Origin of the sequence: Citrobacter sp. Cpo147, from assembly GCF_030332405.1 — a bacterium.
GTDB classification, from domain to species: domain Bacteria; phylum Pseudomonadota; class Gammaproteobacteria; order Enterobacterales; family Enterobacteriaceae; genus Citrobacter; species Citrobacter portucalensis.
Genome location: NZ_JAOWHX010000030.1, coordinates 553,544 through 568,314, shown reverse-complemented (window position 1 = coordinate 568,314; position 14,771 = coordinate 553,544). Strand labels below are relative to the sequence as shown.

Genomic DNA, 14,771 nt, shown 5'->3' with positions numbered 1-14,771 from the left:
CCGATAAGCGTCGCGCCATCGGGCATTCCTTACAACGCTGAATTAGCGTCCTGCTTTTAGCTTCTGATAATACTCTTCGTAGATAGCACTGGCGGAACCGACATCGTTCTGCCATTCCCCTTTGTTGATGGTTTCTGCATCGGGGTAGAGCGTTTTGTCGTTCGCGACCTCAGGACTTAACAGCTTGCGTGCTGCCAGGTTTGGCGTCGGGTAACCGATAGTTTCTGCGACTTCTTTCGCCACGTCCGGGCGCAGCAGGAAGTTAATCAGCTTCAGTGCACCTTCTTTGTTTTTCGCGTTAGCCGGAATAGACAGGCTGTCCATCCAGAAAATGCCACCTTCTTTCGGCCATACCACTTCCAGCGGTGTGCCCGCCTGACGCGCAACATACGCGGAGCCGTTCCACACCATCCCCAGATTAACTTCGCCTTCCATATACGGGTTGGCCGGGTTGTCAGAGTTAAATGCCGCAACGTTAGGCATCAGCTTCTTCAACTCGTTATAGGCGGCTTCAATCTCTTTAGGATCGGTGGTATTGCCGGAATATCCCAGCTTGCGCAGCGCCATCTGGAACACTTCTCGCGCATCATCGGTTAACAGCAGACTGCCTTTGTACTCCGGCTTCCACAGATCGGCCCAACTGGTGACGGTATTAGGATCGATAGCATCGCTGTTGACGCCAATGGCCGTCGCACCCCAGATATACGGGATGGAGTAGTCATTGTTCGGGTCAAACGGCTTGTTGAGCATTTCCGGATCGAGGTTGTGGAAGTTGGTCAACGTCGATTTGTCGATCTTCTGGATCATGCCTTCTTTACGCATTTTATCGACGTAATAGGTGGACGGAACCACCAAATCGTATGCGCCGTCTTTATAGGTTTTGAGCTTGGCGTACATGGTTTCATTCGACTCGTAGGTCGAATAGATAACCTTAATGCCGGTTTCTTTGGTGAACTGTTCCAGCAGACCCGGTGGTACGTATTCAGTCCAGTTATAGAAATAGAGCGTGTTGTTGTCATTCGCGTGAGCGGCGCTCATGCCCAGTGCCAGAGCACCCGCCGCGAGCAGGTGGCGTGACCATTTTTTAATCATTTAACGTCCCCTGAATTAAGGGCCTTAGCGGCCCTTGGTTTTATCACGTGCAATAAGCTGGCTGGCAATCACCATAACCAGCGACAGAACCAACAAAATGGTCGCCAGCGCGTTCACCTCTGGTGATACGCCGACTTTAACCATTGAGTAGATTTTTAATGGCAAAATTTCATAACCCGGTCCGGTGACGAAAGATGAAACAACAACATCATCCATCGACAGCGTAAAACTCAGCAACCAACCCGCAGCCACCGCAGGCATAGCCAGTGGTAGTATTATCTTGCGCAGAATAGTTACTTCGCTGGCACCCAAATCTTTAGCCGCCTCAAGCATGCGGACATCAAAACCTTTCAGGCGAGAGTAAACCGTCACCACCACAAAAGGCAGACAAAAAGTGATATGCGAGAACAGCAGCGACCAGAAACCCAGTTGAATGCCGATCAGCATAAACAGCACCAGCAGAGATATTGCCATCACAATATCCGGCGACATCATCACCACGAACAGCATGCCACTGACGAACGGTTTACCGCGAAAACGGTAACGGTACAGCGCAACCGCAGTAAGTGAGCCGATCAAGGTGGCAAACGTGGCGGATAGCACCGCCATCGTCAGCGAGTGCTGTGCTGCCTGCAACAGGCTGTCGTTATTCATCAGCAGGCCGTACCATTTGGTAGTAAAACCCTGCCAGTTGATGCCAAAGCGCGAACTGTTAAAGGAGTTCACAATCAGAATGATGATTGGAATATACAGATACGCGTAGATAGCGGTCATAAAACCGCCGCGAAGCAGTCGACCGATCATTCGAGTTCCACCTTCTTGTTCAGTAAGCGGGAGGCGCGCCAGTAGATCAGCAGCATCAGACCCATCACGATGGTCAGCGTAATGCTGGTGGCTGCACCAAACGGCCAGTCGCGGATGTTCAGGAACTGAACTTTAATTACGTTACCAATCAGCAGGTTTTTCGCACCGCCCATTAAGTCGGAAACGTAAAACAGCCCCATTGCGGGCAGCATGACCAGCAGGCATCCGGCGATAATCCCCGGCATCGTCAACGGAATAATGATGCGAGTGAAGGTCTGAAGCTTATTGGCACCTAAATCGCGTGCGGCTTCCAGCAGCGGTTTATCGAGCTTTTCAATGCTGGAATAGAGCGGCATCACCATAAACGGCAGCAGGATGTATACCAGCCCGATAATCACCGCGCTGGGGGTAAACATAATGCGAATGGGTGTATCGATAACGCCGAGCCATAACAGAAACTCGTTGAGATAGCCTTTGGTACTGAGGAAAATTTTGAGTCCGTAGATGCGAATAAGGGAATTGGTCCAGAACGGAACAATCAGCAGGAATAGCAGCAGCGGGCGTACTTTTTCCGGCAGTTTCACCAAAAACCAGGCAAACGGGTAGCCGAGTACCAGACAGGCGAGCGTGGCAATCAGCGCCATATTGAGGGAGTGAACCAGCACCTCAAAATAGAGCGGATCGAGCAGACGCGTATAGTTCTCCAGCGTAAAGACCATTTTGACGAAATTGGCGTCGTCACGGGTCAAAAAGCTGGTGCCGATGATCATCAGGTTGGGCAGAAAGACAAATAACACAAGCCAACCGACAATGGTGAAGATCACCACACTCTGGAATTTACTTGTGCTCTTCATCAGCCAGTACGACCTCCCAGCTTTCTACCCAGTTAATTGCCATTTTCTGGTCGAGCGAGTGGTCAAAGTCAGGATCATCTTCGTTGAAGAATTCGCTGACCATCACCATCTTGCCATTTTCCAGTTCTACAACCGACTCCAGCGTCATGCCTTTGTAGTTGCGTTCGCGCACGTAGCCGATCAGGCCTTCGATATGATTATCATCGTTGATTTCATCAACGCGTAAATCTTCAGGGCGTAACAGAACGTGCAGCTTTTGTCCGGGAACTACCGCGAAGTTGACATAAATATTGCACTCGCGGCCTTCAACGTTAGCACGAACACGTTGTTCATCCAGACGTTCAATCACCGTGGCGTTAAACATATTGATCTCGCCGATAAACCCGGCGACAAACAGATTCTTTGGCTCTTCGTAGATTTCGCGCGGCGTACCGTCCTGCTCAATCTTACCATCGCGCATCACCACGATGCGGTCAGACATAGTCAGCGCTTCTTCCTGATCGTGTGTGACAAAGACAAAAGTGATACCAAGCTTACGCTGCAGCGCTTTCAGTTCGTTCTGCATCTGCTTACGCAGCTTGTAGTCCAGCGCAGAGAGGGATTCATCTAACAAGAGTAAGCGGGGTTTGTTGACCACTGCTCGGGCAATCGCTACGCGCTGCTGCTGTCCGCCGGAAAGTTGATGCGGTTTTCGCTGGGCGAACTCTTCCAGTTGCACCATGCGCAGGGCTTCGGTAACGCGGGGAGAAATGTCGGCTGCGGGCGTTTTTTGCATGCGCAAACCAAAGGCCACATTCTCAAACACAGTCATGTGGGGGAATAGCGCATAGCTTTGGAAGACGGTATTCACGTAGCGATTTTCCGCTGGAACGTGAGTGATGTCCTCGTTGTCCAACAAAATATGACCGGAATCAACCGTTTCCAGACCGGCAATCAGGCGAAGAACGGTTGTTTTACCGCAGCCAGAGGGGCCAAGCAGCGTAAGAAACTCGCCATTATTGATGGTCAAATCCAGGCTGGAAATCACCTCTTTGCCATCGAAACTTTTGCGAATTCCCGCTAATTGCACCAGTGGAGAAAGCGAACGCGGTTGTTTATTCAATTTTTTACTCTGTCCCATGTAAACGCAACGGATGGCTGACCGATGCGGGGTTTGTGGTTAACCACCTTGATGACTCTTAATGAGGGCCGTTATTCTACGGCAAACCATTGTAATCGCCAATCCTTGTTGCGAATTACTGACTTAGCCCTATAGTCAGAGGGGATGTCAGGGCGAAATATTCTCACTTGCGGGGATAAAAGTGACCTGACGCAATATTTGTCTTTTGTTGCTTATTGATAATGTTGTCACAAAAAGTGAGGGTGACTGCATGGATAAACTACTTGAGCGTTTTTTACACTACGTGTCGCTGGACACCCAATCAAAATCGGGCGTGCGGCAGGTACCCAGCACCGAAGGACAGTGGAAATTATTACAACTGCTCAAACAACAGCTCGAAGAGATGGGGCTGGTTAATATTTCACTGAGCGAAAAAGGCACGCTGATGGCAACGTTACCTGCTAACGTTGCTGGTAATATTCCTGCGATCGGCTTTATTTCCCATGTGGATACCTCACCGGATTTCAGCGGTAAAAATGTCAATCCGCAAATCGTTGAAAACTATCGCGGTGGCGATATTGCGTTAGGCATTGGTGATGAAGTTTTATCGCCGGTGATGTTCCCGGTGCTGCATCAACTTCTGGGTCAGACGCTGATCACCACAGACGGTAAAACGTTGTTGGGCGCGGATGATAAAGCAGGCGTGGCGGAAATCATGACCGCACTGGCTGTGCTTATCCAAAAAAATATTCCGCACGGTGATATCCGCGTGGCCTTTACGCCGGACGAAGAGGTGGGTAAAGGGGCGAAGCATTTTGATGTTGCGGCATTCGATGCGCAGTGGGCCTATACCGTTGACGGTGGTGGCGTAGGTGAGCTGGAGTTTGAAAACTTCAACGCCGCGTCGGTTAATATCAAAATTGTTGGCAACAATGTGCATCCCGGCACCGCAAAAGGGGTGATGGTGAATGCGCTGTCCCTGGCGGCGCGTATTCACGCTGAGGTTCCGGCAGATGAAAGCCCTGAAAAGACGGAAGGCTATGAAGGCTTTTATCATCTGGCGAGCATGAAAGGGACGGTCGATCGGGCGGATATGCACTACATTATTCGTGATTTTGACCGTAAGCAGTTTGAAGCGCGTAAACGCAAGATCATGGATATCGCCAAGAAGGTTGGCAAAGGGTTACACCCAGACTGCTATATCGAACTGGTGATTGAAGACAGTTACTACAATATGCGCGAAAAAGTGATTGAGCATCCGTACGTGCTGGATATCGCCCAGCAGGCGATGCGCGATTGTGATATTGAGCCGGTGCTGAAACCGATCCGTGGCGGCACTGACGGCGCGCAGCTGTCGTTTATGGGATTACCGTGTCCGAATCTGTTCACCGGCGGCTACAACTATCATGGCAAGCATGAGTTTGTGACGCTGGAAGGAATGGAAAAAGCGGTGCAGGTGATTGTGCGTATTGCTGAATTGGCCGCGAAACAAAAATAAAGCATGTGTAGTTGCCGGATGGCGCTTTGCTTATCCGGCCTACAATATTTCACTCCAGTAGGCCTGATAAGACGCATGGCGTCGCATCAGGCACAGTCCGCATTACCCTTCGAAGAACCAGTACCCGCTGTTGACCAGCGCGGCAAGCATGGCAAGGAAAGAAGGATCCTCCAGCGCATCCTCAAAGTTCTCAGCCGTCAGCACAATATGACTGGCCAGCGCTTCCAGCGCAGGACGATGTGGCGAGTCAATTTTCTCACCGTTAGCGTAGACGTCATCGCCAATGCGCAATACGCGCAATCCGCCCAGACGCACTAACACATCACCTTGTTTCAGGGCATCATAAATTTCGTCTGGCTGATACGGTGGCTCCGGCGGGGCAATATCCAGCTCATGACGAGACTGAGAGATAAACTCGCCAAACCACTGCTGAAAATGTTCTGGCTGATTAATCAGACCCAGCATCATTTCGCGCAGCTTGTCCATTTCCTGCGGCAGAACATCTGCCGGATGATCGCGCGGTGGCAGGTCAGGATCGCTGTAATAGGTGCTGCCCAGTTCGCGTTGCAAAACGTAATCGGCGAACCCGCTGATCAGCTCGCGAGTGTTTGGCGCGCGGAAGCCAACCGAATAGTTCATCGCGTTTTCTAACGCATAGCCTTCGTGCGGGAATCCCGGTGGAATGTACAGGATATCGCCGGGTTCCAGCTCTTCATCAATGATGGCTTCGAACGGGTCGACCTGAAGAAGATCCGGGTGAGGGCAGTGCTGCTTCAACTGCAGCTTTTCGCCTACGCGCCAGCGACGACGACCGGTTCCCTGAATGATAAATACATCGTACTGATCCAGGTGCGGGCCAACGCCGCCGCCGGGTACAGAGAAAGAAATCATCAGATCGTCGATACGCCAGTCCGGTAATTCACGGAACGGGCGCATCAGCGCGGCGGTAGGTTCGTGCCAGTGGTTGACCGCCTGCACCAGCAAAGACCAGTTGTTCTCGCCAAGATGGTCGTAGCTTTCGAAGGGACCATGGCTAACCTGCCATTTACCATCCTGATGGCTGACGAGTCGGCTGTCGACTTCGCTTTCCATTGCCAGTCCAGCCAGTTCGTCAGGAGAGAGTGGGTCGATAAAGTTGTTAAACCCGCGTTTTAAGACCACCGGGCGTTTCTGCCAGTGGCGTTCAAGAAAATCGGGCCAGTTAAGTGTGAGTTGGTATTCCATAGTGAGCATCCCGCAGGCTGGTATCTGCAACCGATTATAACGGATACTTAACCTCAAGCGTGAAGTCAGTACATATTTATTACATGCGACGATTACTCGTCTTTCTGGCTCGGCTGCTGGCGGCCAAAAATAACTTCCATGCGCGCGCCACCCAGCAGGCTATCACCAGCAATAATTTGCCCGTCATACTGTTCGGTGATTTCTCGCGCCACCGCCAGACCGACGCCTTGTCCGGGACGTAGTGTATCTACGCGCTGTCCACGGTCAAACACCACTTCCCGTTTGCTTTGCGGAATACCAGGACCATCGTCTTCGACCAGAATATGCAGCTGATCCTCAGACAGCTGCGCCGAAATCTCGACAAACTCCAGACAATACTTACAGGCGTTATCCAGGACGTTGCCCAACACCTCGACAAAGTCATTCTGTTCGCCCACAAAGCTGATCTCAGGTGAGATATCGAGATTAATGTTGACCCCTTTACGTTGATACACTTTATTCAGCGCCGAGGTGAGCTTATCCAGCAACGGCGCGACCGGGTGCAGCTCGCGGCTGAGTAGGGCACTGCTGCCACGCATACTGGCGCGATGCAGGTAATAGCCTATCTGTTGGGAAATACGACTAATTTGTTCCAGCATGATAGGCTCTGCGTCGCTGACGTTCATCTTTTCGTTACGCATTGAGCGCAGCGTACTTTGCAGTACCGCCAGTGGCGTTTTCAGGCTATGGGTGAGATCGGTTAACGTGGTGCGGTATTTATCGTAGCGCTCACGTTCGCTTTTTAAAAGTCGATTGAGATTGCGAACCAGGCTGGTCAATTCGCGTGTGGTGGCGGGGTTTAGCATCTCACGATGATGTTCCTCAAGCTCACGGACTTCACGCGCTAGCGACTCAATAGGCCGCAGGCTCCACCAGGCGGCCACCCATAACAGCGGAATGACCAGCAACAAATTGGCGACCAGGACATAAATAAACCAGCTCCAGACCATATACGAGCGCTTTAGCTCTATAGGAATGGTGTCGACAACCACAATGGTCAGTTGCGGCATTCTGGCTGTGGCGGGGTAGACGTTCACCGCCACGGAGTGGGTCATTTCGGCGTCGTCATCATCTTCTCTGACTTCTTTTAACTGCTGCTGAGCGGAGTGATCTTCGCCCAGTAAAGTGCTGGTGGCGTCTACATTGGCTTCAATTTCATGAAAACCGTTCGTTTTAAGCCAGTCCGGTTGGATACTTTTCGTCAGCCAGGGAACATTGCGCTGCGCCCACAACAATTCACCGCTTTCGTTATAGATCAGCGACATTGTTGGGCTTTGCATATCGAGATGTTCAGGCAGCTCGACGTTTATCTTGCCGTTTTCCCACTTTGCCAGGGTATAAAACAGATTACTTTCACCCCGCAGCAGGCGGAACGTTGTCTTATCAAAGCTGACGCTGTAGCCCACCAGGGCAACCATGCCGTAGGCCAGCGAAAGCACCAACACCACGCCTGCGGTTGCCAGTAAAAAGCGCAACCGCAGCGATAATGGAAAAAAATGACGCAATAGTTTATTCATTAGCGCAGTTCAAAAAGATATCCCTGACCACGCACGGTGGTGATGACGTCGTCCGGATACTGCGCCTGTATTTTCTTACGCAGACGTCCCATTAGAACATCAATGGTGTGACTTTCGCGCAGCTCGGCATCCGGATAAAGCTGCAGCATGAGCGAATCTTTACTGACCACTTTGCCATTATTACGGATGAGCGTTTCCATAATGGTGTATTCAAACGCAGTGAGCTTGATAACTTCATCATTGACGGATAACTCGCGTCGAGAGAGGTCCACCTGAAAAGGCGGAAGGGAGATAATTTGCGATGCCAGACCGCTGTTGCGGCGCATCAGTGCCTGCATGCGCGCAGCCACTTCTTCGATGTGAAACGGTTTGGTGACATAATCGTCAGCGCCAGCGCTGAGGACTTCCACCTTGTCCTGCCAGCCTTCGCGCGCGGTTAATACCAGAATCGGCAGCGAAACCTCATTACTGCGCCAGCGGCGGATCAGCGACAAACCATCTTCATCGGGGAGTCCTAAATCAACGATCGCGATATCCGGCAGATGTTCATTCAGATAATAGTCCGCTTCCTTCGCATCTTCTGCATCATCCACCTGATGCCCTAAATCCTGTAACTGAACCTTGAGGTGGTGGCGTAATAAAGCATTATCCTCGACAACCAGTACGCGCATCATCGTTTCTCCCTAAAATAATGGTATGAATAGTTTAACGCTGATTATGTGGCTGTGGGGATAAACATTTAATAAACCGGGGGAAGGGATAATCTCGCGGACAATAAAAAAGCCGGAAGCGCTGATGCTTTCCGGCTTACTATGATATGAACGGAAGACCGGAACAGGCTCAAGCACGCTCCGGCATCAAACAGATTACTTCAGTTCATCAACCATGGTGATGGCGCGACCAATATAATTGGCAGGCGTCATTGCTTTCAGGCGAGTTTTCTCTTCTTCCGGCAGCGCCAGACCGTCGATAAACTGCTTCATACCTTCGGCGTCAACGCGCTTACCGCGGGTTAGCTCTTTCAGTTTCTCGTACGGCTTCTCAATACCGTAGCGACGCATCACGGTCTGAATCGGCTCTGCCAGAACTTCCCAGTTATGATCCAGTTCATCCAGCAGATGATCGCGGTTCACTTCCAGTTTGCTCACGCCTTTCAGCGTGGACTGATACGCGATCAGCGCATAGCCAATACCTACGCCCAGGTTACGCAGAACGGTAGAGTCAGTCAGGTCACGCTGCCAGCGGGAGACCGGCAGTTTGCTCGCCAGGTGCTGCAGAACCGCGTTAGACAGACCCAGGTTACCCTCGGAGTTTTCGAAATCGATGGGGTTAACTTTGTGCGGCATGGTGGAAGAGCCGATTTCACCCGCGATGGTTTTCTGTTTGAAATGGTTCAGCGCCACGTAACCCCAGACATCGCGGTCAAAGTCGATCAGGATGGTGTTGAAACGGGCGATGCAGTCAAACAGCTCGGCAATGTAGTCGTGCGGCTCAATCTGCGTGGTGTACGGGTTCCACTGGATGCCCAGCGAGGTGACAAACTCTTCGCTGAACTGATGCCAGTCAACTTCCGGGTAAGCGGCGATGTGGGCGTTATAGTTACCGACTGCACCATTGATCTTACCAAGAATTTCAACCTGGTTGAGCTGACGATACTGACGCTCCATACGGTAAGCCACGTTAGCCATTTCTTTGCCTAGCGTAGAAGGGGTGGCTGGCTGACCGTGGGTACGGGAGAGCAGAGGAATATCGCGATACTGTACAGACAGATCTTTCACCGCGTCGATAAGCTTACGCCAGTACGGCAGAACCACTTCGTCGCGTGCGGTTTTCAACATCAGCGCGTGAGACAGGTTGTTGATGTCTTCTGAAGTACACGCAAAGTGGATAAATTCGGAAACAGCGTGCAGTTCCGGGATATCCGCCACTTTCTCTTTCAGGAAATACTCAACTGCCTTCACATCATGGTTGGTCGTACGCTCAATGGTTTTGATGCGCGCAGCATCTTCTTCATTGAAGTTAGCGACGATCGCATCAAGGAAACCGATTGCGTCGGCAGCAAAAGCAGGAACTTCCTTGATCGCTGCGTGCGCGGCCAGTTTTTGCAGCCAGCGTACTTCAACCTGTACGCGGAATTTCAGCAAACCGTATTCGCTGAAAATCCCGCGCAGCGCGCTGACTTTATCGCCGTAGCGTCCATCGACAGGGGAAACGGCGGTCAGTAAGGATAATTCCATAGATCACAACTCCGGGGTTAAATGAGCAAGAATTTGTTTTGCCTGAGTCGTCAGGCGATTACGAGAAAACATGAGTTGCAGACGGCCTCCACCAACCTGATGCCAGAGCACGGCAGCACGGATGCCAGCCAGCAGCGAAGCGCGTACTTTAGCCTGTACTTGTGGGCTCTGAAGGATGGCCGGGGAACCCGTGACCTGAATACGCGGGCCAAGTGGGCTGATGACGTCAACATAAATGCCAGCCATCGCACTCATCAACGTTTCTGACTGCAAATCAAAATGGTCTAGTTGGCGCTGCAAGCCGCTAATACGGTCTCCCAGCGTGTCCATAGCGCCCTTGGCCGCTGACAGCTTACGCTCCAGCACCATCAGGCTTAGCGTATAGCGGGTGAGTTCCGCGTTCAGTCCCTGACGACTGCTGGCGTTCAGTACGCCAAGCAGCGTTTCAAGGCCAAGACGCAGATTGGCTTCGCTGCCGCCAAACACGCCCAGCGTAGAGCTGGGATTCATGTCGATGACACTGTTCAGTGAAACGTGTAATGCATCGGCATCACAATGCCCCTGGTGCGCCAGTTCCTGCACCAGGCGTGCCGACTGACAAATGCCTGCCAGGGCGAGGGTGATGTCATAATAGTTCTTTGCCACGTTCACTGCTTCCTTGTATCAAATGTGTAAGTAATTATACCGGCAGAGGCAATCGTTGTTCGATAATGCCGCCGCCGAGGCACACTTCGCCATTGTAAAAGACAGCCGACTGACCCGGCGTGACCGCCGCGACTGGCTCGTCGAAAATGACTTCAATACGCTCAGCATCCAGTGCCTTAACGGTGCACGGAATGTCGGTCTGACGATAGCGGGTTTTCACCGTGCAGCGCATGGTACCGGTGAACGGTTCGCGATCGACCCAATGCAGCTGTTGCGCCACCAGCCCAACGGACATCAGACGTGGATGTTCATGACCCTGAGCGACAACCAGAATGTTGTTCTCAACGTCTTTATCCACCACATACCATGGATCTTCTGTCCCTTCTTTCGTTCCGCCAATACCCAGACCTTTACGCTGACCCAGAGTGTGGTACATCAGCCCCTGATGCTGGCCAATCTCTTCGCCGTCAACGGTGATGATTTTGCCTGGCTGAGCCGGCAGGTAACGACCAAGAAACTCGCGGAACTTACGTTCGCCAATGAAGCAGATGCCGGTGGAGTCTTTTTTCTTGGCTGTAATCAGACCAAGATCTTCGGCAATTTTACGCACCTGCGGTTTTTCCAGTTCACCGACCGGGAACAGGCTTTGCGCGATTTGCTCATGGCCGAGCGTATAGAGGAAATAACTCTGGTCTTTATTGCCATCGAGCCCACGCAGCAGGCGGCTTTTGCCGTCGACATCCGCGCGACGCACGTAGTGACCGGTGGCGATGTAATCGGCACCTAAATCTTCTGCGGCAAACTCAAGGAAGGCTTTAAACTTAATTTCTTTATTGCACAGAATATCCGGGTTCGGCGTACGGCCCGCTTTGTACTCTTCAAGGAACAGTTCAAAGACGTTGTCCCAGTATTCTGCGGCAAAGTTGACGGTATGCAGTTCAATGCCGAGTTTGTCACAGACAGCCTGCGCATCCGCAAGGTCGGCGGCCGCTGTGCAGTATTCCTCGCCATCGTCCTCTTCCCAGTTCTTCATGAACAGGCCTTCTACCTGATAGCCCTGTTGTTGTAACAGCCAGGCAGAAACGGAGGAATCGACACCGCCGGACATGCCGACGATCACTTTTTTTGGGCTTTCAGACATAGGAATACTCACGACATTGAACTTCAAGGCGGCATATTCTAGCACGCAGCCCTTTACTTGACACCCTCTGTAAACGGCCAGTTAAATTCGCCGATCATGGCCAGTGGGTAGCGCTGTCCGCTCTGATAACAGCGAATACTCTCTGCAACCAACGGCGAACGCAGGTTTGGCGCAGAGAAAATCTCTTCTGCGCTGACCCAGCGACAGCAATCTATATCGCTGTCATGGGGTTCTGTAGCGCACATATTGGCAAGCTCGATAGAGAAAAGAAAACGCAAAAAGGGCGTTCTGTCCGGCGCAATCCATTGATGCATACGAATGAAATGCTGCGGCTGCCCTTTAATGCCCGTTTCTTCCCACAGCTCGCGAGCGGCGGCTTGCACTAAAGTTTCATCCGCTTCCAGGTGCCCGGCAGGTTGATTCCACAGGGCTTTGCCATTGATTGTTTCCTCAACGACTAAAAATTTGTCTTCTGCATGCACAATGCAGGCGACCGTAACGTGTGGTTTGAACATACCTGTTCCTTATTCAGTTAGTTGCATCCCGCCACACGCCATTGGCGAGGTTGTCCAGCGTGTAATCCCCCATGGCATAGCGGATGAGGCGCAGCGTAGGAAATCCAACATGCGCTGTCATACGACGTACCTGACGGTTGCGGCCTTCATATAAGGTAACTTTCAACCAGCTGGTGGGAATGTTTTTCCGTTCCCGAATCGGCGGATTTCTCGGCCACAGCCATACGGGTTCCTCTACTACTTCAATGCCTGCGGGTAGCGTGGGGCCATCATTGAGCGTTACTCCGTTACGCAGGGCGTCCAGCGCTTCTGCTGTCGGCTCGCCTTCAACCTGGACGTAATAAATTTTCCCGGTACTCTTACCGGGTTGCGTTAACCGCGCCTGCAGCGCGCCGTCATTGGTTAGCACCAAAAGCCCTTCGCTGTCCCGGTCGAGTCGGCCCGCCGCATAAATTCCCGGCACGGGAATAAAATCTTTTAACGTGCTTCTGCCAGCCTCGTCAGTAAATTGTGGCAAAACATCGTAGGGTTTATTGAACAAAACCACGCGTTTTGGCTGGTTTTCTTTACGCTGCTTAGTGACTTGTCGTGAGCTGAATCGCTCAACCCGGTGATTTCTAAAAGAAGTTTTTTGCATGGTATTTTCAGATTATATCAATTGCCGCATTATAGCCTAAGAACGAGTGTCTTTCATGGCGGCGAACAATAGGGTAGTATTGACACGCTCATTACAAATCATTAACAAAAAGTTGCTCTAACGCATCCGTGTAGCAGGACGCAAACGCACATGCAGCGTGATGACAGACGAGCAGAACCAGAAGCGCTCGAAGGAGAGGTGAATGGAAAGCAAAGTAGTTGTTCCGGCGGAAGGTAAGAAGATCACCCTGCAAAACGGCAAACTCAACGTTCCTGAAAATCCGATTATCCCGTTCATTGAAGGCGACGGTATCGGCGTTGATGTAACCCCACCGATGATCAAAGTTGTCGATGCTGCTGTCGAGAAAGCCTATAAAGGCGAGCGTAAAATCTCCTGGATGGAAATCTACACCGGCGAGAAATCCACTCAGGTTTATGGCCAGGACGTCTGGCTGCCTGCTGAAACCTTAGATCTGATTCGTGAATATCGTGTTGCCATTAAAGGCCCTCTGACCACCCCTGTTGGCGGCGGTATTCGCTCTCTGAACGTAGCTCTGCGTCAGGAACTTGACCTGTATGTCTGCCTGCGTCCGGTGCGTTATTATCAGGGCACACCAAGCCCGGTTAAACACCCTGAACTGACCGACATGGTCATCTTCCGCGAAAACTCCGAAGATATCTACGCGGGTATCGAGTGGAAAGCTGACTCTGCCGATGCTGAGAAAGTGATTAAATTCCTGCGCGAAGAGATGGGCGTGAAGAAAATCCGCTTCCCGGAACATTGCGGCATTGGTATCAAACCGTGTTCTGAAGAAGGGACTAAACGTCTGGTGCGTGCAGCGATTGAATACGCCATCGCCAACGATCGTGATTCAGTTACCCTGGTACACAAAGGCAACATCATGAAGTTCACCGAAGGCGCGTTCAAAGACTGGGGTTACCAGTTAGCGCGTGAAGAATTCGGTGGTGAACTGATCGACGGCGGTCCATGGGTGAAAATCAAGAACCCGAAAACCGGGAAAGAGATCGTGGTTAAGGACGTTATCGCCGATGCGTTCCTGCAACAGATCCTGCTGCGTCCGGCTGAGTATGACGTGATTGCCTGTATGAACCTGAACGGTGACTACATCTCCGATGCGCTGGCCGCACAGGTTGGTGGTATTGGTATCGCGCCGGGTGCAAACATCGGTGACGAATGCGCTCTGTTCGAAGCAACCCACGGTACTGCACCGAAGTATGCAGGTCAGGATAAAGTGAACCCAGGTTCCATCATTCTGTCTGCTGAAATGATGCTGCGCCACATGGGTTGGGTTGAAGCGGCTGACCTGATTGTTAAAGGTATGGAAGGCGCAATCAACGCCAAGACCGTAACCTATGATTTCGAACGTCTGATGGACGGCGCTAAGCTGCTGAAATGTAGTGAGTTTGGTGACGCGATCATCGAAAACATGTAATCCAGATACTGGGTTG

14 protein-coding genes are annotated in these 14,771 nt (G+C 51.6%); 2 read left to right on the top strand and 12 right to left on the bottom strand.

All coding sequences use genetic code 11. The annotated features are described in order from the left end of the window. Positions 1–42: 42 nt before the first annotated feature. The 4 genes from potD to potA are packed head-to-tail and all read right to left on the bottom strand — an operon-like array spanning position 43 to position 3,870. On the bottom strand, positions 43–1,089 hold the full coding sequence (gene potD / locus OGY06_RS05365) for a spermidine/putrescine ABC transporter substrate-binding protein PotD (RefSeq protein ID WP_286605210.1): 1,047 nt from the start codon (positions 1,087–1,089) through the stop codon (positions 43–45). A 27-nt stretch (positions 1,090–1,116) separates the two neighbouring features. Beyond that, the gene (potC, locus tag OGY06_RS05360) at positions 1,117–1,896 is read right to left on the bottom strand and encodes a spermidine/putrescine ABC transporter permease PotC (RefSeq protein WP_003030794.1); all 780 of its coding nucleotides are present in this window, start codon (positions 1,894–1,896) and stop codon (positions 1,117–1,119) included. After that, entirely contained in the window at positions 1,893–2,750 is an 858-nt protein-coding gene (gene potB, locus OGY06_RS05355; protein WP_003832285.1) for a spermidine/putrescine ABC transporter permease PotB, read from the bottom strand. Before potB ends, potC begins: the two co-directional genes overlap by 4 nt. Further along, a complete protein-coding gene (gene potA, locus OGY06_RS05350) occupies positions 2,734–3,870 on the bottom strand; it encodes a spermidine/putrescine ABC transporter ATP-binding protein PotA (protein ID WP_003832287.1) in 1,137 nt (378 codons plus the stop codon). The genes potB and potA overlap by 17 nt, the downstream gene beginning before the upstream one ends. Positions 3,871–4,120: 250 nt before the next feature. Between potA and pepT the strand changes: the two genes are divergently transcribed. After that, entirely contained in the window at positions 4,121–5,347 is a 1,227-nt protein-coding gene (gene pepT, locus OGY06_RS05345) for a peptidase T (protein WP_003832289.1), read from the top strand. Between the two features lie 102 nt (positions 5,348–5,449). On the opposite strand, the gene roxA is transcribed toward pepT, so the two are convergent. The 8 genes from roxA to rluE form a co-directional block, all read right to left on the bottom strand. Continuing rightward, positions 5,450–6,571 carry a [50S ribosomal protein L16]-arginine 3-hydroxylase gene (roxA, locus tag OGY06_RS05340; protein WP_003030786.1) on the bottom strand — a complete coding sequence of 374 codons (1,122 nt, stop codon included), beginning with the start codon at positions 6,569–6,571 and terminating at the stop codon, positions 5,450–5,452. Positions 6,572–6,663: 92 nt separating this feature from the next. After that, positions 6,664–8,127 carry a two-component system sensor histidine kinase PhoQ gene (gene phoQ, locus OGY06_RS05335; protein WP_267454571.1) on the bottom strand — a complete coding sequence of 488 codons (1,464 nt, stop codon included), beginning with the start codon at positions 8,125–8,127 and terminating at the stop codon, positions 6,664–6,666. Continuing rightward, positions 8,127–8,798: a two-component system response regulator PhoP gene (gene phoP / locus OGY06_RS05330; RefSeq protein ID WP_003846709.1), complete on the bottom strand. Its 672-nt coding sequence runs from the start codon at positions 8,796–8,798 to the stop codon at positions 8,127–8,129. The genes phoQ and phoP overlap by 1 nt, the downstream gene beginning before the upstream one ends. 195 nt (positions 8,799–8,993) lie before the next feature. Next, positions 8,994–10,364, bottom strand: a complete 1,371-nt coding sequence (gene purB / locus OGY06_RS05325) for an adenylosuccinate lyase (RefSeq protein WP_286604887.1) — start codon at positions 10,362–10,364, stop codon at positions 8,994–8,996. A 3-nt stretch (positions 10,365–10,367) separates the two neighbouring features. Continuing rightward, on the bottom strand, positions 10,368–11,009 hold the full coding sequence (gene hflD / locus OGY06_RS05320) for a high frequency lysogenization protein HflD (protein ID WP_003832401.1): 642 nt from the start codon (positions 11,007–11,009) through the stop codon (positions 10,368–10,370). A gap of 34 nt (positions 11,010–11,043) precedes the next feature. Next, entirely contained in the window at positions 11,044–12,150 is a 1,107-nt protein-coding gene (mnmA, locus tag OGY06_RS05315; RefSeq protein WP_003832402.1) for a tRNA 2-thiouridine(34) synthase MnmA, read from the bottom strand. 53 nt (positions 12,151–12,203) lie between these two features. Then, positions 12,204–12,665, bottom strand: a complete 462-nt coding sequence (locus tag OGY06_RS05310) for an NUDIX hydrolase (RefSeq protein WP_003832403.1) — start codon at positions 12,663–12,665, stop codon at positions 12,204–12,206. Between the two features lie 13 nt (positions 12,666–12,678). After that, positions 12,679–13,302 (bottom strand): 23S rRNA pseudouridine(2457) synthase RluE, encoded by a 624-nt coding sequence (gene rluE / locus OGY06_RS05305; protein WP_286604885.1) that lies wholly within the window; start codon positions 13,300–13,302, stop codon positions 12,679–12,681. 202 nt (positions 13,303–13,504) lie between these two features. On the opposite strand from rluE, the gene icd reads away from it, so the two are divergent. Then, positions 13,505–14,755: an NADP-dependent isocitrate dehydrogenase gene (gene icd, locus OGY06_RS05300; protein WP_003030769.1), complete on the top strand. Its 1,251-nt coding sequence runs from the start codon at positions 13,505–13,507 to the stop codon at positions 14,753–14,755. The last annotated feature ends 16 nt before the right edge of the window (positions 14,756–14,771 follow it).

What these genes read in the sequence shown, in the direction of transcription:
- potC (WP_003030794.1), bottom strand. Translation starts at nt 1,896, where the DNA reads ATGATCGGTCGACTGCTTCGCGGCGGTTTTATGACCGCTATCTACGCG.
- potB (WP_003832285.1), bottom strand. Translation starts at nt 2,750, where the DNA reads ATGAAGAGCACAAGTAAATTCCAGAGTGTGGTGATCTTCACCATTGTC.
- potA (WP_003832287.1), bottom strand. Translation starts at nt 3,870, where the DNA reads ATGGGACAGAGTAAAAAATTGAATAAACAACCGCGTTCGCTTTCTCCA.
- pepT (WP_003832289.1), top strand. Translation starts at nt 4,121, where the DNA reads ATGGATAAACTACTTGAGCGTTTTTTACACTACGTGTCGCTGGACACC.
- roxA (WP_003030786.1), bottom strand. Translation starts at nt 6,571, where the DNA reads ATGGAATACCAACTCACACTTAACTGGCCCGATTTTCTTGAACGCCAC.
- phoQ (WP_267454571.1), bottom strand. Translation starts at nt 8,127, where the DNA reads ATGAATAAACTATTGCGTCATTTTTTTCCATTATCGCTGCGGTTGCGC.
- phoP (WP_003846709.1), bottom strand. Translation starts at nt 8,798, where the DNA reads ATGCGCGTACTGGTTGTCGAGGATAATGCTTTATTACGCCACCACCTC.
- purB (WP_286604887.1), bottom strand. Translation starts at nt 10,364, where the DNA reads ATGGAATTATCCTTACTGACCGCCGTTTCCCCTGTCGATGGACGCTAC.
- mnmA (WP_003832402.1), bottom strand. Translation starts at nt 12,150, where the DNA reads ATGTCTGAAAGCCCAAAAAAAGTGATCGTCGGCATGTCCGGCGGTGTC.
- OGY06_RS05310 (WP_003832403.1), bottom strand. Translation starts at nt 12,665, where the DNA reads ATGTTCAAACCACACGTTACGGTCGCCTGCATTGTGCATGCAGAAGAC.
- rluE (WP_286604885.1), bottom strand. Translation starts at nt 13,302, where the DNA reads ATGCAAAAAACTTCTTTTAGAAATCACCGGGTTGAGCGATTCAGCTCA.
- icd (WP_003030769.1), top strand. Translation starts at nt 13,505, where the DNA reads ATGGAAAGCAAAGTAGTTGTTCCGGCGGAAGGTAAGAAGATCACCCTG.